Annotated in this window: 16 protein-coding genes and 2 pseudogenes; 3 read left to right on the top strand and 15 right to left on the bottom strand. The window is 71.7% G+C overall.

What is annotated here, in order from left to right; all coding sequences use genetic code 11:
* Both ABT057_RS40150 and ABT057_RS40155 read right to left on the bottom strand, forming a co-directional pair.
* On the bottom strand, nucleotides 1-654 hold a 654-nt coding region (locus ABT057_RS40150; protein WP_352348881.1), incomplete at its 3' end, for a maltotransferase domain-containing protein.
* A 174-nt stretch (nucleotides 655-828) separates the two neighbouring features.
* On the bottom strand, nucleotides 829-2058 hold the full coding sequence (locus ABT057_RS40155) for a S8 family peptidase (protein ID WP_352348882.1): 1230 nt from the start codon (nucleotides 2056-2058) through the stop codon (nucleotides 829-831).
* A gap of 233 nt (nucleotides 2059-2291) precedes the next feature.
* Between ABT057_RS40155 and ABT057_RS40160 the strand changes: the two genes are divergently transcribed.
* Nucleotides 2292-4916 carry a glycosyltransferase family 1 protein gene (locus ABT057_RS40160; RefSeq protein WP_352348883.1) on the top strand — a complete coding sequence of 875 codons (2625 nt, stop codon included), beginning with the start codon at nucleotides 2292-2294 and terminating at the stop codon, nucleotides 4914-4916.
* A gap of 16 nt (nucleotides 4917-4932) precedes the next feature.
* Here the strand turns inward: ABT057_RS40160 and ABT057_RS40165 are convergent, their stop codons facing one another.
* The 8 genes from ABT057_RS40165 to ABT057_RS40200 form a co-directional block, all read right to left on the bottom strand.
* A complete protein-coding gene (locus tag ABT057_RS40165) occupies nucleotides 4933-5214 on the bottom strand; it encodes a hypothetical protein (RefSeq protein WP_352348884.1) in 282 nt (93 codons plus the stop codon).
* Between the two features lie 118 nt (nucleotides 5215-5332).
* Complete coding sequence (locus ABT057_RS40170; protein WP_352348885.1) at nucleotides 5333-5857, bottom strand: DUF1990 domain-containing protein; 525 nt, start codon at nucleotides 5855-5857, stop codon at nucleotides 5333-5335.
* Between the two features lie 82 nt (nucleotides 5858-5939).
* The gene (locus tag ABT057_RS40175) at nucleotides 5940-7604 is read right to left on the bottom strand and encodes a M4 family metallopeptidase (protein WP_352348886.1); all 1665 of its coding nucleotides are present in this window, start codon (nucleotides 7602-7604) and stop codon (nucleotides 5940-5942) included.
* Between the two features lie 288 nt (nucleotides 7605-7892).
* Entirely contained in the window at nucleotides 7893-9932 is a 2040-nt protein-coding gene (locus ABT057_RS40180) for a M4 family metallopeptidase (RefSeq protein ID WP_352348887.1), read from the bottom strand.
* Between the two features lie 215 nt (nucleotides 9933-10147).
* A complete protein-coding gene (locus ABT057_RS40185; protein ID WP_352348888.1) occupies nucleotides 10148-11926 on the bottom strand; it encodes an ABC transporter ATP-binding protein in 1779 nt (592 codons plus the stop codon).
* The gene (locus ABT057_RS40190) at nucleotides 11923-13647 is read right to left on the bottom strand and encodes an ABC transporter ATP-binding protein (protein ID WP_352348889.1); all 1725 of its coding nucleotides are present in this window, start codon (nucleotides 13645-13647) and stop codon (nucleotides 11923-11925) included. Before ABT057_RS40190 ends, ABT057_RS40185 begins: the two co-directional genes overlap by 4 nt.
* Nucleotides 13644-15518, bottom strand: a complete 1875-nt coding sequence (locus ABT057_RS40195) for an ABC transporter ATP-binding protein (RefSeq protein ID WP_352348890.1) — start codon at nucleotides 15516-15518, stop codon at nucleotides 13644-13646. The genes ABT057_RS40190 and ABT057_RS40195 overlap by 4 nt, the downstream gene beginning before the upstream one ends.
* Nucleotides 15515-17296 (bottom strand): ABC transporter ATP-binding protein, encoded by a 1782-nt coding sequence (locus ABT057_RS40200; RefSeq protein ID WP_352348891.1) that lies wholly within the window; start codon nucleotides 17294-17296, stop codon nucleotides 15515-15517. Before ABT057_RS40200 ends, ABT057_RS40195 begins: the two co-directional genes overlap by 4 nt.
* Before the next feature lie 226 nt (nucleotides 17297-17522).
* Between ABT057_RS40200 and ABT057_RS40205 the strand changes: the two are divergent.
* Together ABT057_RS40205 and ABT057_RS40210 are read left to right on the top strand one after the other, a co-directional pair.
* Nucleotides 17523-17704 (top strand): annotated as a pseudogene (locus ABT057_RS40205) (ABC transporter ATP-binding protein); the annotation flags it as partial.
* 24 nt (nucleotides 17705-17728) lie between these two features.
* Nucleotides 17729-18229, top strand: a pseudogene (locus ABT057_RS40210) (LuxR C-terminal-related transcriptional regulator); the annotation flags it as partial.
* A gap of 114 nt (nucleotides 18230-18343) precedes the next feature.
* Here the strand turns inward: ABT057_RS40210 and ABT057_RS40215 are convergent.
* The 5 genes from ABT057_RS40215 to ABT057_RS40235 form a co-directional block, all read right to left on the bottom strand.
* Nucleotides 18344-19756 (bottom strand): sulfatase family protein, encoded by a 1413-nt coding sequence (locus ABT057_RS40215; protein WP_352348892.1) that lies wholly within the window; start codon nucleotides 19754-19756, stop codon nucleotides 18344-18346.
* A gap of 69 nt (nucleotides 19757-19825) precedes the next feature.
* On the bottom strand, nucleotides 19826-19927 hold the full coding sequence (locus ABT057_RS40220; RefSeq protein ID WP_352348893.1) for a putative leader peptide: 102 nt from the start codon (nucleotides 19925-19927) through the stop codon (nucleotides 19826-19828).
* A gap of 64 nt (nucleotides 19928-19991) precedes the next feature.
* The gene (locus ABT057_RS40225) at nucleotides 19992-20495 is read right to left on the bottom strand and encodes an ATP-binding protein (RefSeq protein ID WP_352348894.1); all 504 of its coding nucleotides are present in this window, start codon (nucleotides 20493-20495) and stop codon (nucleotides 19992-19994) included.
* Nucleotides 20496-20782: 287 nt separating this feature from the next.
* On the bottom strand, nucleotides 20783-21550 hold the full coding sequence (locus tag ABT057_RS40230; RefSeq protein ID WP_352348895.1) for an enoyl-CoA hydratase/isomerase family protein: 768 nt from the start codon (nucleotides 21548-21550) through the stop codon (nucleotides 20783-20785).
* A gap of 92 nt (nucleotides 21551-21642) precedes the next feature.
* Entirely contained in the window at nucleotides 21643-22848 is a 1206-nt protein-coding gene (locus ABT057_RS40235) for a L,D-transpeptidase (protein WP_352348896.1), read from the bottom strand.
* Between the last annotated feature and the right edge of the window lie 123 nt (nucleotides 22849-22971).

Below are 22971 nucleotides of genomic sequence, written 5' to 3' on the forward strand. Positions count from 1 at the left end.
CGGCAACGGGTCCGAGGACGTGACCAGTTCCCGCAGCGGATGGGCGGCCAGGACGGCGTCCACCTCCGGGGTCAGCGCCGCGGCGAGACGCGCCGACGGCGGGCGTGACTCGTCGCGCAGGGCGGCGGCCGCGGCGCGCAGGACGGCGCGTTTCGGCTTCGCGCCCCCCTTCGGGACGGCGGCCGCGGCGCGTTCGTACAGCCGCGCGCCCTCCTCGAGGACCAGTTCGGTGTCCATTCCCGCCGGAATCTTGATCTGCGCGTGGTGGCGCCAGGTGGTGACCGGATCACTCCACGCCTGGACGGAGTAGGTCCACAGACCGGGGGCGCCCGGGGTGACGTCCGCGCCCCAGCGGTCGGTGCCGGGGGCGAGTTCGCGCATCGGGGTCCAGGGACCGGGACGGCCGTCGGGGTCCTCGAGCACGACATTGGCGGCCACGGCGTCGTGGCCCTCGCGGAACACGGTCGCCGAGACCTCGAAGGTCTCACCGGTGACCGCTTTGGCGGGCCTGCGCCCTTGCCGGACGAACGGGCGGACGTCGAGGACGGGAATGCGTCCCACGACGGTTTCTCCGCCGGTTTCGGACGGATCGGAGGCCTTGTCGGCCTTGGTACGGGGTGTCGGGGGTGCTGACGAGTGGTGCGTGGCGGGCATGACCGCTCCTGTCCGCATCAACGAGGGTGGGCGGATGGATGTGGGGTCGAGTACCGAGGGAGCCTTCCCACCCTAATCGAGTGAGCATTCCGGCACTTTGTTAACTACTCACGCGTATGTCTACGCACAAGACCGGCCCCGTTCCGCGGGAACGGAGCCGGTCTCGGAAGTCCGTCACCTGTACGGCGGCACCTGCAGAAGTTTGTCCGGCGAACCGGCTCCGCGACCGGAAACCTTCCCGCACGAGGCGCCCGCGACCAGTGCCCTTGCGACCTGGGCCGGTGTGGCTGTCGGGTGATCGGCGAGGTGGAGCGCGGCCGCTCCCGCGACGTGCGGCGCCGCGATCGACGTACCGGAGGAGGTGGCGCGGGCGGAGTCGCTCGCGTTCGAGGCGGAGGAGACCGACACACCCGGTGCGAACAGGTCCAGTGCGGAACCGTAGTTGGAGAAGGCGGCCCGGGCGTCCCGGCGGTCGGTGGCGCCGACGGTGATGGCCTCCCGGACGTCGGCGGGGGAGTCGAGCGCGGCGGCGCGGCCCGCGTTGCCCGCGGCGACGACGTAGGTCACGCCCGAATCGATGGAGGCGCGGACGGCGGCGTCGAGCTGCGCGTTGTAGGAGCCGCCGAGGCTGAGGTTGGCCACGGCGGGTTTGCGGGCGTGCCGGGTGACCCAGTCGATACCGGCGATGGCCTGCGCGGTCGTGCCGGCGCCCCGGTCGTCCAGGACGCGCACGGAGACCACCTTCGCCTTCTTCGCGACGCCGAAGGCGGCGCCCGCGACGGTGGCGGCGACCGCGGTGCCGTGGCCGTTCCCGTCGGAGGCGGTGCGGTCGCCGCCGACGAAGTCCCAGCCGTAGCCGGCGCGGCCGCCGAAGTCGTGGTGGGTGACGCGGACCCCGGTGTCGATGACGTACACCGTCACCCCGGCGCCCGCGGACTTCGGCGCGCGGTAGCGGTGGTCCAGCGGCAGGCCCGGCTGGTCGACGCGGTCCAGCCCCCAGGAGGGCGGATTCCTCGCGACGGCGTCCAGTGTCACCCGGGTGTCCTGTGCGACCGAGGCGACGCGTGGGTCGGCCGCCAGCAGCCGGGCCTGTCGCTCGCTCGCGCGGACGGCGAAGCCGTCCAGGACGGTGCCGTAGGTCTGGCTGATTCTCGCTCCGTACGAGCCCACGAGACGCCGTCCGGCGGCGGACGACGCCCGTGTGGCCCCCTTCAGCGTCACGAGGTAGCTTCCGTCGACGGCGCCGGGCAGTCCCGTGCCGAGCACCGTCCCCTCCACCGCGGCGGGCGTCTTCCCCTCCTGTGCGGCGTGCGCGGGCAGGGTGGCGGCCGACAGCGCCACGGTCGTGACGACCGCGATCAGGCCCCCTGCCCGGCGCAGACGCCGGGTGCGCGTCCGTGCCATGGTCCGAGTTCCCCTCCTCGACTCGAGGGGCAGCCTCTCGTGCGGGGCGATGTGCCACAAGGTGGCCTGAGTGGCCGAAATCAGCCATAATTGCTGGATTGTGCGTTTCGGGCTGTTCGGGCTGTTCGGGCAAAGCCTCCACCAGCTGCCGGGGCAACACCGGTACGGTTCTGAGTCACCGGGCGTACAGAGCCGTATGCCCATCCAGCGAACGCGCCCCGCCGAGGTGGAATGTGAAGGCGATCCGTCGATTCACCGTCCGACCCCTTCTCCCCGAACCCCTCCGGCCGCTCAGTGACCTGGCCCGCAATCTGCGCTGGTCATGGCACGCGGACACCCGAGAACTCTTCCAGTCCGTCGATCCCGAGCGCTGGGCCGCCTCGGACGGCGACCCGGTACGACTGCTCGGCGGTCTGCGGCCGGCCCGCCTCGCCGAGCTGGCCGAGGACCGCCGCTTCCTGCGCCGGCTGACCGCCGCCGTGGACGACCTGCACGACTATGTGACCGGCGACCGCTGGTACCAGACCCGGGCCGCGGCGGCCGAACTGCCCGCCGCCGTCGCCTACTTCTCACCCGAGTTCGGCATCACCGCCGCGCTCCCGCAGTACTCCGGCGGCCTCGGCATCCTCGCCGGCGACCATCTCAAGGCCGCCAGCGACCTTGGCGTGCCCCTGATCGGGGTAGGGCTCCTCTACCGGCACGGCTACTTCCGGCAGTCCCTCTCCCGCGACGGCTGGCAGCAGGAGCACTACCCCGTCCTCGACCCCAACGAGCTGCCGGTGACCCTGCTGAGGGAGGACGACGGCACCCCCGCCCAGGTGTCCCTGGCCCTGCCCGGCGGGAAGTCGCTGCACGCCCGCGTCTGGCTCGCCCAGGTCGGCCGCGTCCCGCTGCTCATGCTGGACTCGGACGTCGAGGAGAACGACCTCGGCGAACGCGAGGTGACCGACCGGCTCTACGGAGGCGGCAGCGAGCACCGGCTGCTCCAGGAGATGCTGCTCGGCATAGGAGGTGTCCGGGCGGTACGCACGTACTGCCGGCTCACCGGCCACGCCCCGCCGGAGGTGTTCCACACCAACGAGGGCCACGCGGGCTTCCTCGGCCTGGAGCGGATCGCCGAGCTCTGCGACGACGGCCTGGACTTCGACGCGGCGCTGGAGGCGGTCCGCGCGGGCACCGTGTTCACCACCCACACGCCCGTCCCGGCCGGCATCGACCGCTTCGACCGCGAGCTGGTCGCCCGCCACTTCGGCGCCGACGCCGAACTCCCGCGCATGGACGTGGACCGCGTCCTGCGCCTCGGCATGGAGACCTATCCGGGCGGCGAGCCGAACCTCTTCAACATGGCGGTGATGGGGCTGCGGCTGGCCCAGCGCGCCAACGGGGTGTCCTTGCTGCACGGGCACGTCAGCCGGGAGATGTTCTCCGGGCTGTGGCCCGGCTTCGACCCCGAGGAGGTGCCGATCACCTCGGTCACCAACGGGGTGCACGCGCCGACCTGGGTGGCCCCCGAGGTGCTGCGGCTCGGCGCCCGCCAGGTGGGCGCCGAGCGGGCCGAGGACGCGCTGACCGTGGGCGACGCCGAGCGCTGGGACGTGGTCGCCGGCATCCCCGACCAGGACATCTGGGAGCTGCGGCGGTCCTTGCGCGAGCAGCTGGTGGTGGAGGTGCGGGAGCGGCTGCGGGCCTCGTGGCGGCAGCGCGGCGCGGGGACGGCCGAGCTGGGCTGGATCGACTCGGTCCTGGACCCCGACGTCCTCACGATCGGCTTCGCGCGGCGCGTCCCCTCGTACAAGCGGCTCACGCTGATGCTGCGCGACCGCGACCGGCTGATGGAACTGCTGCTGCACCCGGAGCACCCGATCCAGATCGTGGTGGCGGGCAAGGCGCACCCGGCGGACGACGGCGGGAAGCGGCTGGTGCAGGAGCTGGTGCGGTTCGCCGACGACCCGCGGGTGCGCCACCGCATCGTCTTCCTGCCCGACTACGGCATGGCGATGGCGCAGAAGCTGTACCCGGGCTGCGACATCTGGCTGAACAACCCGCTCCGCCCGCTGGAGGCCTGCGGCACGTCCGGAATGAAGGCGGCCCTCAACGGGTGCCTCAACCTGTCCGTCCTGGACGGCTGGTGGGACGAGTGGTTCCAGCCCGACTTCGGCTGGGCGATCCCCACCGCGGACGGCGCCGGCACGGACCCCGACCACCGCGACGACGTCGAGGCGGCGGCCCTCTACGACCTGCTGGAGCAGCGCATCACGCCCCGCTTCTACGAGCGGGGGCGGGCCGGGCTGCCCGACCGCTGGATCGAGATGGTCCGCCAGACCCTCACCCTGCTCGGCCCGAAGGTCCTGGCGGGCCGGATGGTCGGCGAGTACGTCGAGCGTCTCTACACCCCCGCGGCCCAGGCGCATCGCGCGATGACGGCGGACACCGCCAGCGAGCTGTCGGCCTGGAAGGGGAAGGTGCGGGCCGCCTGGCACGGGGTGAGCATCGACCACGTGGAGAACTCGGTCGCCACGACCACGGCGGAACTGGGCACGACCCTCTCCCTCCGGGTCCGGGTGGGTCTCGGCGGCCTCGGGCCCGAGGACGTCGAGGTCCAGGCGGTCTCGGGCCGGGTCGACGAGGAGGACCGCATCACGGACGCGGCCGCCGTCCCCCTGAAGGCGGCCTCCGGCCCCGACCTCGACGGGCGCTGGGTCTACGAGGGCCCCCTGTCCCTGGACCGCACGGGCCCCTTCGGCTACACGGTCCGCATCCTTCCGGAGCATCGGCTGCTGGCGTCGGGCGCCGAGTTGGGACTGGTGGCGGTCCCCGCCGAGGACCGGGTGGAGGGGGCCGGGGTGCTGATGCGGTGACCGGACGCCGCCTGGGTCACGCCGACGCGGTGCGGCCCAGGCGGCGCAGCCGTTCGAAGTAGCGGATTCCCTCGGCGTCGGTGAGCAGGGGCAGCACCCGCTCCAGGTCCGCGAGACACCTGTGCAGGATCCGCTGCCGCTCGGCGTCGAGAGTGCCGCCGTTGTTCTGCCACACGGACACACACCCGGCGATGTGCGCGTCCAGCAGCACCAGATCGACCCCGGCCGCCTCCGTGCCCCGCAGCGCGGACGGGAAGAGCGCGCTCAGATGTTCCTGGAAGAGCACGTCCGCGCTCATGTCCCCGCTTCGTCCCTCATAAGAGTTCTCCACATGTCCGCAACCTAGGCGGGCCGGGCGGTCCGCCGTCCGGCCGATCCGACGGGGTTCACTCCTTCGGGGGAGGGAAATCGTCGGCTCAGAGGGGTTTGTCGGAGGCCGTGGTCAGCTGCCGCAGTACTGCTCCGCACTTGCGGGCGTAGGCCTGTTGCAGGCCCCGGGTCACCGCCCCGCCCGCCTTCGCGTACCACTTCGCCGCGCGGCTGAACGCCGACACCGTGAGCCAGACCGTCCCGTCGCCCGTGCGGTCGACCACGAAGGACTCCTCGCCGCACTCGGGGTGGCCGGCGAGGGTGCCGTAGGCCCAGCCGGCGCGGCGGTGTTCGTCCAGGGTCCATATCACCCGGCACGGCGCCTTGATCAGGCCGGCCAGGGTGACGGTGACGTCGACGTCGGGGGCCGCGCGGTCCGCCGTGGCGTCGACGCCGACGCCCAGGGCGCGGTGCATCTCCCAGGTCATCACCGCGTCCGCGGCCCGCCGGAACAGTTCGTGGCCCTCGCCGACCCGGGTGCGGACGTGCAGGGGGCGGAAGCCCTGCGGGCAGAAGCCGGGGCGGTCGAGGGTCGCGCCGACGTCGTCGTACGTGAAGTCCTGGGGAGACATGGGAGGCATGGGAGACAAGGGTAGGGCGGTACCCGGGACGCGTTCGTCCCGGGTACCGCCCCGTTTCTCACCCGGTCCGCTGTCAGGTGACGTTCACGGCCGTCCAGGCCGCCGCGACGGTGGAGTACTCGGTGCTGGTGGAGCCGTACAGGGCGGACGCCGCGCTCAGGGTCGCGGTGCGGGCGGCCTTGTAGTTCGTCGTCGACGTCATGTACGTCGTCAGCGCCTTGTACCAGATCTGCAGCGCCTTGGCGCGGCCGATGCCGGTGATCGTGGAGCTGTTGTACGTCGGCGAGTTGTAGGTCACGCCGTTGATCGTCTTCGAACCGCTGCCCTCCGAGAGGAGGTAGAAGAAGTGGTTCGCGACACCGGACGAGTAGTGCACGTCGAGGTTGCCGACCGACGAGGACCAGTAGTTGGCGGAGCCGCCGTCCTTGCTGGGCTGGTCCATGTAGCGCAGCGGGGTGCCGTCCCCGTTGATGTCGATCTCCTCGCCGATGAGGTAGTCACCGGGGTCGTTGGAGTTGGCCGCGTAGAACTCCACACCCGTGCCGAAGATGTCCGAGGTCGCCTCGTTGAGGCCGCCGGACTCGCCCGAGTAGTTCAGGCCCGCGGTGTTGGCGGTGACGCCGTGGCTCATCTCGTGGCCGGCCACGTCCAGCGAGGTCAGCGGGTTGACGTTGCCCTCGCCGTCGCCGTACGTCATGCAGAAGCAGTCGTCGTCCCAGAACGCGTTGACGTACTGGTTGCCGAAGTGGACGCGGGAGTACGCGGCCACGCCGTTGTTCTTGATGCCGCTGCGGCTGAAGGTGTTCTTGTAGAAGTCCCAGGTGACCTGCGCGCCGTACGCGGCGTCGACGGCGGCCGTCTGGTCCGTGGTGGAGCTGGAGGCCGCGCCGGTGCCCCACGTGTCGTCGGCGTCGGTGAACAGCGTGCCCGTCCCGGAGAGGGCCGAGCTGTGGGCCTTGTTGTACGTCTTGTGGCCGCCACGGGTGCCGTCGGTCAGCTGGTACGTCGAGCCCGACAGGGTCGTGTTCAGCGTGACGGTGCCCGAGTAGAGGCTCTTGCCGGTGCCGGTCTCGATGCCCTGGTACTCGTAGAGCTTCTTGCCGGTGGCCGCGTCGGTGATGACGTGCAGCTCGTTCGGGGTGCCGTCGTCCTGGAGGCCGCCGACGACCGTCTCGTAGGCGAGGACCGGCTTGCTGCCGTTGCCCGCCCAGATCACCTTGCGGGGCGCCTTGGTGGCCGAGGTCTGCGCCGAACCGGCGGCCTTCGCCAGCGTCACGGCCTGCTTCTCGGCCTTGGCCGTGGTCACGGCCGGGGTGAGCGAGGCGACCTTGATGGTGGTGTTCGTCGCCTTGGTGACGCCCTTGGTGGCGCCCGCGGCCGACTCGTGGACCACGAGGTCGCCGCCGAGCACCGGCAGACCGGCGTAGGTCCGCTCGTAGCGCGTGTGGACCGTGCCGTCCGCGTCCTTGACGACGTCGCGGACGACCAGCTTCTCCTTGGTGCCGAGGCCTATCTTCTGCGCGGTCGTGCTCGCCTCGGCCTGCTTGTCCTGGATCAGGGCGGTGCGGGCGGTCGCCGACAGCACGGTCGGGGCGGCCAGCGGCTTCGCGGCGGCGTCCGCGCCGGTCGGCGCGGCGACGGCACCGGAAGTCAGACCGGTGGTGACCAGGGCTCCGGCGGCGACCGCGGTGGCGATGGCCAGAGTGGTGCGCTTGTGACGCGCGTAGAGGGAGGTCACACAAGCTCCTTGGGTGTGGGGGTGCCCGGTCGGCGTGGGGATGCCGACCGGAGCTGTGGTGAAGTTGTGCGGCGGTTGGCAGGATGCTTGCATCAAGGTCGCGTACATGTCATGACCCCGATGTGATGTTGGCTCAAAAATGACGTCCGGATGAACATTGCCGGAATGTAAACGGGGCTGACCTCGGTAAAGCGCCAACAGGAGACGGGTAAGAGGCCGGCAAAGAACGGTGCCGCCCCGGAGGCTTCTGGGCCTCCGGGGCGGTGATTTCGGTGCGGTTCTCCCGGTTTACGGGAACGTCACCTTCCAGCTGTTGATGTAGCCGGTGTCCTGGGCCGCGTTGTCCTGGACCCGCAGTTGCCAGACGCCGTTGGCCACCTCGGAGGAGGCGTTCACCGTGTACGTGGTGCTGAGGTTGTCCGTGCTCCCGCCGGTGCCGTACGCCTTCAGCGTGTACGCCGTTCCGTCGGGGGCGACCAACTGGACCTGGAGGTCGCCGATGTAGGTGTGCACGATGTCCACGCCCACCTGGAGGTTGGACGGCGCGTTGCCGGTCCGGCCGGAGACGGTGACCGAGGAGGTGACCGCCGCGCCGTTGTCCGGAATCGACACGTCGGCGGTGTTCTCGAAGGAGGTCCCGCCGCCGCCCCCGCCGCCGTCCGAGCGTGAGCCGACCGCGACGCCCGCCCACGCGTCCTGCACCGCCTTGTACTCGGCGGACGTGGTGCCGTACAGCTCACCGGCCGCCGCCAGCGTGCCGGTGCGGGCCGCCGCGTAGTTGGTGGTCGAGGTGAACTTCGTGGTCAGCGCGCGGAACCAGATCTTCTCCGCCTTGTCCCGGCCGATGCCGGTGACCGGAAGGCCGTCCGCGGTGGGCGAGTTGTAGGTGACACCGTTGATCGTCTTGGTGCCGCTGCCCTCGCTCAGCAGGTAGAAGAAGTGGTTCGCCGGGCCCGACGAGTAGTGCACGTCGATCGAGCCGATGCCCGAGTACCAGCTGTCCTTCGACGCGCCGTCCTTGCTCGGCTTGTCCATGTACCGCAGCGGCGAGCCGTCGCCGTTGATGTCGATCTCCTCGCCGATGAGGTAGTCACCGACGTCCGAGGAGTTCTGTGCGTAGAACTCGACGGAGGTACCGAAGATGTCCGAGGTCGCCTCGTTGAGGCCGCCGGACTCGCCCGAGTAGTTCAGCCCGGCCGTGTTCGCGGTGACGCCGTGGCTCATCTCGTGGCCGGCCACGTCGATCGCGGTGAGCGGGTGGGTGTTGCCCGAGCCGTCGCCGTACGTCATGCAGAAGCAGCTGTCCTGCCAGAACGCGTTGACGTAGCTGCTGCCGTAGTGGACCCGGGAGTAGGCGCCCACGCCGTCGCCGCGGATACCGCTGCGGCCGTGCACGTTCTTGTAGTAGTCCCAGGTCAGGGCCGCGCCGTAGTGGGCGTCGGCGGCCGCGGTCTCCGTGTTGGACGCGGCGCCGTTGCCCCACACGTCGTCGGAGCCGGAGAAGAGCGTGCCGGTGCCCGAGGTGCCCCGGTTGAGGTTGTACGTCTTGTGGCCGCCGCGCGCCCCGTCGGTCAGGTTGTACGTCGACCCGGACTGCGTGGTGCCCAGCGTCACCGTGCCGCTGTACATGGTGTTGCCGGTGCCGGTCTCGACGCCCTGGTACTCGTAGAGCTTCGCACCCGTGGTCGCGTCCGTGACGACGTGCAGCTCGTTCGGCGTGCCGTCCTTCTGGAGGCCGCCGACGACCGTCTCGTACGCCAGCACCGGGGTGCCGCCGGCCGCCCAGACCACCTTGCGCGGCGCGCGGTCCGTGTCCGCCTTCTCCGCGCCGTCGGCCTTCGCCAGGGTCAGCGCCTGCTTCTCGGCCTTCGCCGCGGTGACGGCGGGCGTCAGCGAGGCGACCTCGACGGCGGACCGGGTGGCCTTGGTGACGCCCTCGGTGGCGCCCGACTTCGCGGTCTCGACGACCAGGTCGCCGCCGAGTACGGGCAGGCCCGCGTAGGTGCGCTCGTAGCGCGTGTGGACCGTGCCGTCGGTGTCCTTGACGACGTCCCGGACGACGAGCGCCTCCCGTGCGCCCAGACCGAGTTCCCTGGCGGTGGCCGCCTTGCCGGCGTCGGCCTCGCGGATCAGCGCGGCGCGCTGGGCGGGGGTGAGCTTGACGGACTCCGCGCCCGGACGGGCCTGGGACGGGGCCGCGGGGGCGGCGGCCGCGGCGCCGGACTGCACGGCGGCGGCGATGAGCGCGCTGACGCCGACGAGGGCGACGGCGGTGGTCCTGCGGTACGGGGTGTGGGGGGTGCGTCTGCGAGAGGAACTGCTTCTCACCACTGACTCCTTCTGCTGGACACGACAAAGGCGGTGCGCAGAACGGTGTTTCTGTGGGGTTGCTGTGAAGTGGCTGTGGGAAGAGTGGCACTGGATTGCGCTCTCTGTCAGGAGCGCGTCAGGAAGTTGGCCGGAAACGGTTCGCTGTCCGGGAATTCATGTTCGATATGCGGACCAATGGGGATGTGCCGGGCGAGCGGCATGACTGCCTCGCCCTAGGACAGGACCCTGCCGCCCCCGGTCGGATCCCCGTGCCATGTCCGCCACAGCGCCGCGTACGCCCCGTCCGCCGCCACCAGCTCGTCGTGCGTGCCGAGTTCGGTGAGCCGGCCGCCCTCCATCACGGCCACCCGGTCCGCGTCGTGCGCGGTGTGCAGCCGGTGCGCGATCGCGATGACCGTACGGCCCCGCAGTACGGCGGCCAGGGCCCGCTCCGTGTGCCGGGCCGTCGTCGGGTCGAGGAGCGCCGTCGCCTCGTCCAGGATCAGCGTGTGCGGGTCGGCCAGCACCACCCGGGCCAGCGCGAGTTGCTGCGCCTGCGAGCCGTCCGTACGGCAACCTCCCGTGCCCAGGAGGGAGTCGAGACCGCCGGGCAGTTCCCGCACCCAGCCGTCGGCGCCGACCGCGGCCAGTGCCGCCCACAACTCCTCGTCGGACGCGGCCGGTTCGGCGATGAGGAGGTTGTCGCGGACCGAGCCCAGGAAGACATGGTGCTCCTGGGTGACCAGGACGACCTGACGGCGCAGCGTCTCGGGCGCCAGGTCCGCGACCGGCACTCCGCCCACCGTCACCCTGCCCGCGGTCGGCGCGTCCACGCCCGCGAGCAGTCTGCTCAGCGTGGTCTTGCCCGCGCCCGACGGGCCGACGATCGCGAGCCGCTCCCCGGGCCGTACCGTCAGATCGACGTCGCGCAGCACCTCGCCCCCGCGCTCGTACGCGTACCGGACCCCGGTGACGTCGATCCGGTCGTCCGCCGGAACCGCCTCCCCGCCCTCCGGTACCGGCCGGGGTGCCTGGGCCAGCCCCTCCACCCGGGCGAACGAGGCGCCACTGGACTGCAGTTGCTCCACCCGCACCAGGATCTGGTCCAGCGGCTCGGTGAACTGCCGCAGGTACAGCGCGGCCGCCACCACCGCGCCCAGGCTCACCGCCCCCCGCCCGTGCAGCACCCCGCCGAGGATCAGGACCCCGGCCACGGGCAGCACGTAGGACACCTCGACGACCGGGAAGAACACGGACCGCAGGTACAGCGTGTGGAAGCGGGCGCGGCGGGCGGCCGCCAGCGCGTTCCGGCTCGCGGTGATGCGCCGCTCCTGGAGCCGGAACGCCTCGATGGTCCGGGCCCCGCCGGCCGTCGAGGCGACGATCTCGGCGACGTCGGAGTCCGAGGCGCCCTGGGCGAGATAGCCGGAACGGGCCTGCCGCAGATACCAGCGCAGCGCCCACCAGATCGGGGTCAGCCCGAGCACGCCGACCGCGCCGAGCAGCGGGTCGATCACGAACACGGCGGTGAGCGTGAACAGCGCCTGCACGGTGCACACCAGCAGCTCGGGACCGGCGTCCCGCAGGGTGGTGCCGACGGCCGCCACATCGGCCGTACCGCGCGTGGTCAGATCGCCGGTGCCGGCCCGCTCCACCACCGACGCGGGCAGCGCCAGCGTCCGGTCGACGAACTCCTCCCGCACCCGGGCCAGGGTCCGCTCCCCGAAGCGGTGCCCCGCGTACCGCGCCCAGCGGGCCAGCAGCAACTCCGCCAGCGCGCACACCAGGAGCACCAGCGCCAGCCGATCCACCGCGCCGACCCCGCGCCCGGCCCGCACCTCGTCGATGATCCGCCCGAGCAGCCAGGGCCCGGCGAGACCCGCCCCGGCGGCGAGCACATTGAGCGCGAGGACCCGGCGGAAGGCCCGCCCGTCGGCCCGCACCAGCCGGCCGACGGCCCGTCGCACCTCTGCGGGCCCGGCGACGGGCAGCCGCCCCCCGTCGGATGTCATGACATGGCCTCCTCGGCGTCCCGGGCCACCAACTCCCGGTAGCCCGGCTCCCGTTCCAGCAGCTCACGGTGGCCGCCGGTGGCGGCGGTCTTGCCGTCGGTCAGATAGATCACCGTGTCCGCGTGGTCGAGGACCAGCGGGGAGGTGGTGGTCACGACCGTCGTCCGGCCGCTGCGGGCCGACCGCAGGCGCTCCGCGACCGCCGCTTCCGTGTGCGCGTCGAGCGCCGAGGTCGGCTCCAGGGCGAGCAGCACCTCGGGTTCGGCGAGCAGCGCCCTCACCAGCCGCACCCGCTGCCGCTGGCCGCCGGAGAGGCTGCGGCCCTGGGCGGTCACCGGCGCGTCGAGGCCCTCCGCCAGCCCCTGCACGATGTCCTCGGCGGCGGCCGCCCGCACCGCCCGCTCCACCTCCGCCGGGGCCGGGTCCCGCCGGCCGCCGGTCACCTCGCGCAGGGTGCCGGCGAACAGGTCCGCCTCGTTGTCGGCGACCAGGATCCTGGCCCTGACCTGGGCGAGCGGGATCGCGTCGAGCCGGACCCCGCCCCAGGTGACCTCGGTCGGGCCGAACCGCCCGAGGCGGTCGACGATCGCGGTCAGCTCCGCGGGGCGCGCCCCGACCAGAGCGGTCAGCCGCCCCGGGGCCACCCGCACGCCCGACACGGGGTCGTGCAGCACCGCGGGCTCGGCGGGCGCCTCGGCCGTCCCGGTGTCCGGGTCGGGCTCGAGCCGCAGCAGCCGTGCGACCCGGTCGGCGGCGACGACACCCCGGCTGAGCTGGTAGCAAAGGTCGACGAGGAACGACACCGGGCCGATCAGCACCGCGACATAGCCGTACACCGACACCAGCTCGCCCACCGTCAGCTCCCCCTGCGCGGCGAGCCGGGCCGAGAGCCAGGTCACCACCGCGAGGAACACCGTCGGCAGGCCCATGCCGAGCGCCTGCATCCAGCTGGTGACCGCGCCCACCCGGTAGCCCTGCTCGCGCAGCCGCTGCGAGTCCCGCCGGAACCCGTCCGCGAAAAGGCCCTTCCCGCCGAGCCCGTTGAGCACCCGCAGCCCGCCCGACAGATCGCCGATCCGCGAGGTCAGCACACCCTGCCGCTCCCGGTACTCGCCCTCCGCGCCCTGCAGCCGGGTCATCAGCGGCCCGACGAGCACGGCGATCACCGGCATTCCCAGCAGCACCACCGCCGCCAGCAGCGGCGAGACGGACAGCAGCAGCCCGGCCACGAACACGTACACCACGATCGAGCCGACGCCAGGACCGATCACCGACAGCGAGTTCGCGATGGTGTGGACGTCGCCCACGCCGATCGTGACGACCTCCCCGGTGCCCACCCGGCGCGGCAGGGCGTCCCCGAGCCGCACCGCGTGCCCCACCACGACCTTGATCGTGCGGAAGTAGGCGTCCATCCGCACGCGGGTCATCGTGCGGTGCCGCATGATGCTCATCCACGCGTTCGCCGCCCCCACCACCGTCAGGGCCGCCGTCCAGCCGACGAGCGCGGCCGTGTCCCCCGGCTCGAGACCTTCGTCCACCGCCTTCGACAGCAGATACGGCGCCACCGCCAGCAGCACCATCCAGCTGCTGGCCAGCACCGCCCCGGCCATCCCCCGCCACGGCTGGCACCGCACCAGCCAGGCCAGGTACCGCCAGCCGTCCCGGGAGTCGGGGGTGCCGGGTTCCCCGTGGGCGTCGACCGCCGCGTCCCCCCGCCTCACGCGAGACTGTCCCGCCACGCCTGGTGCAGATCGGCGAACCGGCCCGTTCCCGCGATGAGTTCGGCCGGGGCGCCGTCCTCGACGATCCGTCCGTGCTCCATCACCAGCACCCGGTCGGCGATCTCCACGGTGGACAGCCGGTGCGCGATCACCACCGCCGTACGGCCCTCCAGGACCGTCGACATGGCGCGCTGCACGGCCCGCTCGCCCGGGATGTCCAGCGAGCTGGTGGCCTCGTCGAGGATCAGCACCGCCGGATCCGCCAGCAGCGCCCGTGCGAACGCCACGAGTTGACGCTGGCCGGCGGAGATCCGGCCGCCGCGCTTGCGGACGTCCGTGTCGTAGCCGTCGGGCAGGGAGCTGATGAACTCGTGCGCGCCGATCGCCTTCGCCGCCCGCTCGATCTCCTCCCGGGTGGCGTCCGGCCGGCCGATGGCGATGTTCTCGGCGACCGTGCCGGAGAACAGGAACGCCTCCTGCGTCACCATGACCACCCCGCGCCGCAGCTCGGGCACGGGCAGGTCGCGCAGGTCCACGCCGTCGAGCAGTACCCGCCCGTGCGAGGGGTCGTAGAAGCGGGCGAGCAGCTTGGCCAGGGTCGACTTGCCCGCGCCGGTCGAGCCGACCACGGCCACCGTCTGCCCCGCCGGGAGGGTGAGGTCGAAGCGGGGGAGGACCTCGCCGCCGGTGCGGTAGCCGAAGGAGACGTCGTCGAACACGACCTCGCGGCCCGGGAGTTCGCCCCGGAGCGCGGGGAGTTCCTTCGGCACGGACGGTTCCGGCACGGACGGGGCCTGCGCCAGCAGCCCCGCGATCTTCTCCAGGGAGGCCGCCGCCGAGTGGTAGGAGTTGAGGAACATGCCGAGCCGGTCGATCGGGTCGTACAGCCGCCGCAGGTACAGCACCGCCGCCGCCAGCACCCCCAGCTCCAGCGAACCGCCCGCCACCCGGTAGGCACCCCACAGCACCATCAGCGCGACGGCCGTGTTGGCGACCAGCCGCGAGCCGACGACATAGCGGGCCATCTCCAGCAGCGCGTCGCCGTTCGTCCGCTCGTGCCGCCGGTTGAGGACCCGGAACTCGGCGTCGTTGACCGACTCGCGGCGGAAGGCGCGCACCGGCCGGATGCCGTTCATCGTCTCCACGAACTTCACGATCACGGCCGCGATCGCGGTGGACCGCAAGGTGTACACCCGCGCGGCACGGCGCCGGTAGACCCGGACCAGCGCGTACAGCGGCACGAAGGACGCCACCGCGACGGCGCCGAGGCCCGGGTCCAGCCAGAGCAGCATGGCCGAGATGTAGACGAAGGAGAGGATGACGGTCACCAGCTCCTGCAGGCCCTCGTTGAGCAGCTCGCGCAGGGACTCCACGTCGGTGGTGGACCGGGAGATGAGCCGGCCCGAGGTGTAGCGCTCGTGGAAGTCGACGCTGAGGGCCTGCGCGTGCCGGAAGATCCGGCCGCGCAGATCGAGCAGCACGTCCTGACTGACCCGGGCGGCGGCGATCAGGAACGCGTACTGCAGGGCGCCGGAGGCGAGCGCGCACAGCAGATAGCCCGCGGCCACCAGGGTGAGCGGCCCGTTGTCGTCGGCCCGGAACGCCGGTACGGCCCGGTCGATGGCGTACGCCACCAGCAGCGGGCCCGCCTGCACGGCCGCCTGCTGGAGCAGCAGCAGGAGCGTGGTCAGGGCGACCCGTGACCGCATGGGGGCGAGCAGGGAGCGCAGCAGGGTGCCCGTGGCGCCGGGCGGGGTGGGCAGGACATCCTTGTCGAAGGGGTCCTCGGCGGCCGGCGGACGCGGGTCCTCGGGCCGGTCGTCGGTGGCGGGGGAGGAGGCGGTGGGGGAGGAGGTGCTGGGGGCGGTCATCGGTCGTCCTCCTGACGGCCGGTTCCTGACATGAGGTGGGCGTACTCGGTGTTGCTGCGCAGCAGTTCCTGGTGGGTGCCCACGGCGGTGACCCGGCCGCCGGAGAGCAGGGCGACCCGGTCGGCGAGGAGCACGGTGGAGGGGCGGTGGGCCACGATCAGCGCGGTGGTGTCGGAGAGGACCTGGCGCAGCGCGGCCTCCACGGCGGCCTCGGTGTGCACGTCCAGCGCGGACAGCGGGTCGTCGAGCACCAGGAACCGGGGCCGGCCGACCACGGCTCTGGCCAGCGCGAGCCGCTGCCGCTGCCCGCCGGAGAGACTGAGCCCCTGCTCGCCGACCTGGGTCCCGGTGCCCTGCGGCAGCGCGTGCACGAAGCCGGCCTGTGCGACCTCCAGGGCCCGTTCCAGCTCGGCGGCCCCGGCGCTGTCGTCCGCCCCCATCAGCACGTTCTCCCCGACGCTCGCCGAGAAGAGGGTGGGTTCCTCGAAGGCCACGGCGACCTTCGCGCGCAGCTCCTCGCGCGACATCGCGGTGACGTCCTCGCCGTCGAGCGTGATCCGTCCGGAGGTCACCTCGTGCAGCCGGGGGACGAGCGCGGTGAGGGTGGTCTTGCCGCTGCCGGTGGCCCCGACCAGGGCCAGGGACTCGCCGGGCCGCACGTGCAGGTCGACGTGGTCGAGGGTGGGCGGGGAGGCCGGATCGGCGTCGGGGTAGCGGAACACGACGTCTTCGAAGCGGAGGCCCTCGCCCTTCGGGACGCCGGCACGGGTACGGGCGGTCTCCTGCTCCGGCCGTTCGTCCATCACCTCGAAGTACCGCTCGGTGGCGGTGGCGGCCTCCTGGCTCATCGCCAGCAGGAACCCGATGGAGTCCACCGGCCAGCGCAGCGCGAGGGCCGTCGACAGGAAGGCGACCAGCGTGCCCGCGGACAGCTCGCCGTCCGCGACCTGTACGGTGCCCAGCACCAGCGCGGCCCCGATCGCCACCTCGGGCAGCGTCACGATGACGGCCCAGATCGTCGCCAGCAGCCGGGCCTTGCGCAGCTCCGTGCCGCGCAGCGTCGAGGACAGCTCACGGAAGGCGCGCGCCTGGCTGCGGTGCCGGCCGAAGCCCTTGATGATCCGGATCCCGAGCACGCTCTCCTCGACGACCGTCGTCAGATCGCCGACCTGGTCCTGCGCGCGCCGCGCCACCACCGCGTACCGGTGCTCGAAGATCACGCACATCACCATGACCGGCAGCGCGGGACCGAGGATCACCAGCCCCAGCGACCAGTCCTGAAGCAGCATGATGATCACGCCGACGAGGATGGTCACGGCATTGACCAGCAGGAACGTCAGAGGGAAGGCGAGGAACATGCGCAGCAGCATCAGGTCGGTGGTCCCGCGGGACAGCAACTGTCCCGAGGCCCACCGGTCGTGGAAGGACACCGGCAGCCGCTGCAGATGCCGGTACAGATCCGCCCGCATCTCCGCCTCCACGTGCGACAGCGGACGCGCCACCAGCCAGCGCCGCATGCCGAACAGCCCGGCCTCGGCCAGCCCGAGCAGCAGCAGGTACAGCGCACCCAGCCACACCCCGGCCGGGTCCCGGTCGGCGACCGGCCCGTCGACCATCCACTTCAGGACGAGCGGGATCACCAGCCCCACGAGGGAGGCGGTGACCGCGACGAACGCGGCACTGAACAGCCGCGTCCGCACCGGCCGCACATAGGGCCACAGCCGCAGCAACGTCCGCACCGCGGACCGGTCCTTGGTGGTTGCACGTGTCGTCGACATCACCGGCGAGCCTACGGATCGGCACTGACAACGCCCACCGAGTTTTGGCCGGACCGCGCTCCTTCCCTGGTCCTACGACCTGCGTGTTCGAGGAGCCGGACAGGTCTGCGCGCCGCGCCGCCCAGTAGCCCCAAGGGGTCGTAGCCGGGCATCATCCGATCGGCTGATGTCTGTTCGAGCGCGACGGCCGATGCGGCGGACCGGGCCCCACCAGGACCCTCGGAGCATGTCAGCCACACCCGTCATCGAAGTCGGCGCACTGCGCAAGTCCTACGGCGGCCGAACCGTCGTCGACGGCGTGTCCTTCGCCGTCGAGGAGGGCGAGATCTTCGGGATCCTCGGCCGAACGGCGCCGGCATCGTCGATTTCGCGGCCCGCCATGCCCGGGCCGGCCGGGTGGGCGTCACCCTCTCCTTCCTGGGCGACGAGGTCATCCTCGACATCCGCGACGACGGCACCGACCCCGTCGCCGTCCCCACCCGCTCCCGCTCGGGAGAACTCGACCCGGACGTGATCCTGCTGGACCTGAGGATGCCAGGCGGCGGGGGAGTGGACGCCATCCGCGAACTCTCCCGCCGCGGCGCCCGCGCCAAGGTCCTCGTGCTGACGACGTACGACACCGACTCGGACAGCCTGCCCGCGATCGAGGCCGGCGCGACGGGCTATCTGCTGAAGGACGCCCCGCGCGACGAACTGTTCACCGCCGTCCGCGCCGCCGCCGAGGGCCGCACCGTCCTGTCCCCGGCGGTCGCCTCCCGCCTGGTCTCCGCGGTCCGTGCCCCCAGGTCCCCCGGCAACGAGCCGCTCTCGGCCCGCGAACGCGAGGTGCTGGTGCTGGTCGCCAGGGGCACGTCCAACCGCGAGATCGCCCGGGAACTGTTCATCAGCGAGGCGACCGTGAAGACCCATCTCACCCACCTGTACGCCAAGCTGTTGCCGCGGCACCAGGGCCCTTCTGATGGAGCTCCGCGGCGTCGCGACGCCCGGCACGCCGAGAGCACGCACCGAACGCCGCTCCTTCTCCCACGGAGATCCATCAGAAGGGCCCTAGTCCGGGTACGGAAGCAGGCCGGAGGCGGTCGTTTCCCAGGCGGCCTTCAGCTCGGCGAGCAACTCGGGCCTGTCCTCGGAGAGATCGGCCTGCTCGCGCAGGTCGGCGCCGAGGTCGTAGAGGTGGTCGTCGCCGTCGGAGTCCTGGTAGTACTTCCAGTCGCCGCGCCTGAGCGCCCGGTTGTCCCGCACCCGCCAGAACAGGTCGCGCTCGGGCAGCGTCTCTCCCCTCAGCAGGTAGCCCGCGAGACTCGTGCCGTCCAGCGGATACGCCGGGTCGGGCCGGGCACCGGCCAGCTCCAGGAAGGTCGCGGTCCAGTCGGGGGAGAAGTTCGGTTCGTGGCTGACCTGGTTGCCGTCGATGCGGCGCGGCCAGTGGAGGATGGTCGGCACCCGGATGCCGCCCTCCTGGAGCACGGACTTCTCGCCGCTCAGCGGCCAGAGGTACGACCAGCGCTCGCCGCCGTTGTCGCTGGCGAAGTACACCACCGTGTTCTCCTCCTGCCCGGACCGGCGCAGCGCGGCGAGCACCTCACCGACGGCGGCGTCGAGGCTCTGCACCATCTCGGTGTACTTGGCGACCGAGCCGCCGTCGAAGTGGTTCAGCGCGGCCGAGATCTCCGCCTGGGACCCGGCGGCCCGGATCTTGGCCGCGATCTCCGCACCGGTCTCCTCGTCGCCCTCCGCCAGCCACGGCCAGTGCGGGGTGGTGAAGTTGAGGTTGAGCAGCCAGGGGGTGGAGCCGTGGTCGCGGCTCACGTACTCGACGGCCCGCTCGGTCAGGACCTCGGTGTAGTAGCGGAGGTCCTTGTACTCGGCGTCGCCCTCGTACAGGTCGTGGTCGCCGAGCTGCCCGAGTTTGGAGAAGTACTCCAGTACGCCGCCGTGGTTGCCGAAGAACTCGTCCCAGCCGGACTTGGTGGGGCTGTAGTCGGGCAGCCAGCCGCAGTGCCACTTGCCGATGAGGGCGGTGGCGTACCCGGTCTTCCTGAGGAGCGAGGCGAGGGTGGGGTGGTTCGGGTCGAGGCCCTGGGTCCGGCTCGCGATCGGTTCGGCGAGCCCGCCTGGCGTACGGCCCGGATAGCGCCCGGTGTACAGGCTGAACCGGGTCGGTGAGCAGGTCGCCGACCCCGAGTACGCGTCGGTGAACCGCACCCCCTGCCGGGCCAGCCGGTCCAGGTTCGGCGTCCTGATGTGCGGGGCGCCGTAGGAGGAGAGGTCGGCCCAGCCGAGGTCGTCGCCGAGGATGACGAGGAAGTTGGGGCGACGGGAGCCGGAGACGGCGGTGCGCGCTGTGAACGGCCGCTCGGCGGGGGCGGCGGCCTCGGCGGAACCAGTGGTGCCGCCGACGGCGGTCACGGCACCGCCACCGACGAGACCACCGAAGGCACGGCGGGATAATTCGGGCATAAGGTTTCCTCGGGACGGGCGTGCCGCGGCACGCGGGCGCGCCGAAATGGGGGAGGGGAGGGCTACGGCTCAGTGACAGATGGCGCTGGACTGCCGGCACAGATCGACATGGCGCCGCTCCACCAGCGCGACATGTGCGCGGCGGTGGTCGGCGGACGGCCTCATGGCCATGGACGGTGCCAGTGGGCAGCCCGTGACGTCAAGGCGGCAGGACGGGCCCAAGGCGTGTTTCGCTCTAGCGGTCCGCCACCCTCATTTCGAACCAGGTCGTCTTGCCCCGTGGCAGCAGGTCGACGCCCCAGCGGTCGGAGAGTTTGTCGACGAGGAAGAGGCCGCGGCCGCTGACGTCGAGTTCCTGGACGGGCATCAGGCACGGCAGTCCGCGGGAGGGGTCGCGGACCTCGACGCGGATCCAGCCGCGGCGGCGGCGCAGGCGCAGACCGAAGACGCGGGCCCCGGTGTGCCGTACGGCGTTGCCGACGAGTTCGGAGACGAGGAGGACCGCGTCCTCCGTCATCTTGGGGCTCAGCCCCCACTGGCGCAGGACCACGACCTGGGTGAGGCGGCGGGCGGTGGCGGCCGACTCGGGACGGGAAGGTAGCGGAACCTCACCCTCCGTCGGGTTGCCGAACAACTCCAGCGCCTTGAGCGCCCGTTCGTCCTCGACCGTCGGCGACCAGCGTGCCGCGGCCACACGCCCGTGCCCCCGCGGCTGTTCGACACCCTCCAGCCCCGCCATGCCCCCATCATGGCCGTCCGGAGCATCCTCCGGGGCCGTTCCGCCGGAATACGCCCCCCGCGCGACCCTGTCCACCGGAATGCTTTCGGCATATGCCGGGGGCAGGTGGTGACTCGATAAACCTCGGCTGACCTGCGATGCGGGCTCGCCCGGAAGTGATCGCCGGACTCCTCGACAAGGTGGCCTTAAGGTTGACTTAAGGCTTCCATAAACCGCCCCATCGAGGGATCCGGGTGAGACGCCCCGTCAATTGCAAGTGAATCCGGAGATGTTCAAAGAGACGTCCGTCACAGGAACTTGGCCTTGCCCGGCCCGTCCTCCACGAAGCTCCGCATGCCGATCTCCCGGTCGGCCGTCGCGAACAGCCCGGCGAACCAGTTGCGTTCGACCGCGAGGCCCGTGTCGATGTCCGTCTCCAGACCGGTGTCGATCGACTCCTTCGCCGCCCGCAGCGCGATCGCCGGCCCCTGCGCCAGCTTCGCGGCCCACGCGAGTGCCTCCGTGTACACCTCGGCGGCCGGGACCACCCGGTCCACCAGGCCCAGGGTCAGCGCCTCGTCCGCCTTCACCATCCGGCCGGTGAAGATGAGGTCCTTCGCCTTGGAGGGGCCGATCAGCCGGGCGAGGCGCTGGGTGCCGCCCGCGCCCGGGATCACGCCGAGCAGGATCTCCGGCTGGCCGAGCTTGGCGTTCTCGGCCGCGATCCGGAAGTCCGCGCACAGCGCGAGCTCGCAGCCGCCGCCCAGCGCGTACCCCGTGACGGCCGCGACGACCGGCTTGGGGATACGGGCCACCGCGGTGAAGGAGTCCTGGAGGGCGCGGGCGCGCAGGACCATCGCCGTGTGGTCCATGTCCTGCATCTCCTTGATGTCCGCGCCCGCCGCGAACACCTTCTCCCCGCCGTACACGACGACGGCCCGCACGTCCTCGCGCCGGGTCGCCTCCTCGGCGAGTTCCTTGAGCCGGTCCTGTGTGGCGACGTCCAGGGCGTTCATGGGCGGGCGGTCGAGCCGGATCGTGCCGACGCCTTCGGCGACTTCCAGATGTACGGTCATGGCAGCAGGTTAACGGGGACTAACGGCACGGGCCCGGTGCCGTAGGTCACAGCACCGGGCCCGCTCGCACGACCGCCGAACGTGAAGATCAGCTAGTTCTTCCAGTCCGCCCACGAGACGTTCCAGCCGTTGAGGCCGTTCGCCGGGTCGACCGTCGGGTCGGTGGAGTTCTTCACGGTCACGACGTCACCGATCATCGAGTGGTTGAAGAACCACGCCGCCGGTGCCCCGCTGTCGTAGCCGCCGCGCACATCGCTCAGACCGATGCAGCCGTGGCTGGCGTTGTAGTTGCCGAAGGCGTCGCCGCCCCAGTAGTTGCCGTGCACGAACGTGCCGGAGTTGGTCAGCCGCATGGCGTGCGGGACGTCCTTGATGTCGTACTCGCCGTCGTAGCCGACCGTGTCGCCGTTCATGCGGGTCACCGTGAACTTCTCACTGATGACCATCTGGCCGTTCCAGGTGGCGTAGCCGGGCTTGCCGGTGGTCACCGGGATGGTCTTGACGACCTTGCCCTCCTGCATGACCTTCATCGTGTGCTTCGCGGCGTCCACGATCGACACCTGGTTGCGGCCGATGGTGAAGGACACCGTCTTGGACTGCTTGCCGTAGACGCCCTTGCGGCCCTCGACGCCGTCCAGGTTCAGCTTGACGGTGACCTTGGTGCCGGCCTTCCAGTACTTCTCGGGCCGGAAGTCCAGCCGGTCGTTGCCGAACCAGTGGCCCTCGACGTCCACGGCCGGCTCGGTCTTGATCTCGATGGCCTTCTCCACGTCGGCCGGCTTGGTGATGCCCCGGGTGAAGCGGACCGAGAACGGCATGCCGACGCCGACGGTGGAACCGTCCTCGGGCGTGAAGTTGCCGATGAAGGTGTTCTGCGGGCTGAGCGTGGTGAAGGAGGAGTCCTCGGCGGCCGTACGGCCGGCGGAGTCCTTCGCGACCGCGTGCACCTCGTACTTGGTCGCGGCCGCCAGGTGCGTGGCGGGCGTCCAGCCGGAGCCGTCGGCCGAGAGCGCCCCGTCGACCTTCGTGCCCTTGGCGTCCTTGACGGTGACCTCGGTCAGCTTGCCCTTGCTCGCGGTGACCTTCAGGGTGCCGCTCGTGTCGACGTTCGTGGCCCCGGCCTTCGGGGCGATGGTGACGACCGCCTCCGACTGCTTGCTCTCCGCGGCCGAAGTGCTGCCCTTGTCCCCCTTGCCCTTCGCGTCGGACCCCGCGTCCGAGCCGCCGCCCCCGCCGCACGCCGTGAGAGCGAGCAGCAGCCCCCCGACGATCGCAGCCGATATCGGTCGCACGTTCAAGTCTTTCTCCCCTCGCAGGGCCTGGTCAGGCCCCCCACCCCCGCGCCACCAGCGCGATCACTGGCGCATATTAACCGCACACTTTTGAGCTTCGTGTCAGGTCAATGTCACCATTCCGTCGCA

The organism is Streptomyces sp. NPDC002588 (assembly GCF_040295925.1).
Lineage (GTDB): Bacteria > Actinomycetota > Actinomycetes > Streptomycetales > Streptomycetaceae > Streptomyces.

Bases quoted from the DNA above. Each gene is read 5' to 3' on its own strand.
- ABT057_RS40170 (WP_352348885.1), bottom strand. From the start codon at position 5,857: ATGTCTCCCCAGGACTTCACGTACGACGACGTCGGCGCGACCCTCGAC.
- ABT057_RS40155 (WP_352348882.1), bottom strand. From the start codon at position 2,058: ATGGCACGGACGCGCACCCGGCGTCTGCGCCGGGCAGGGGGCCTGATC.
- ABT057_RS40200 (WP_352348891.1), bottom strand. From the start codon at position 17,296: ATGTCGACGACACGTGCAACCACCAAGGACCGGTCCGCGGTGCGGACG.
- ABT057_RS40185 (WP_352348888.1), bottom strand. From the start codon at position 11,926: ATGACATCCGACGGGGGGCGGCTGCCCGTCGCCGGGCCCGCAGAGGTG.
- ABT057_RS40230 (WP_352348895.1), bottom strand. From the start codon at position 21,550: ATGACCGTACATCTGGAAGTCGCCGAAGGCGTCGGCACGATCCGGCTC.
- ABT057_RS40220 (WP_352348893.1), bottom strand. From the start codon at position 19,927: ATGGCCATGAGGCCGTCCGCCGACCACCGCCGCGCACATGTCGCGCTG.
- ABT057_RS40165 (WP_352348884.1), bottom strand. From the start codon at position 5,214: ATGAGCGCGGACGTGCTCTTCCAGGAACATCTGAGCGCGCTCTTCCCG.
- ABT057_RS40215 (WP_352348892.1), bottom strand. From the start codon at position 19,756: ATGCCCGAATTATCCCGCCGTGCCTTCGGTGGTCTCGTCGGTGGCGGT.
- ABT057_RS40195 (WP_352348890.1), bottom strand. From the start codon at position 15,518: ATGACCGCCCCCAGCACCTCCTCCCCCACCGCCTCCTCCCCCGCCACC.
- ABT057_RS40225 (WP_352348894.1), bottom strand. From the start codon at position 20,495: ATGGCGGGGCTGGAGGGTGTCGAACAGCCGCGGGGGCACGGGCGTGTG.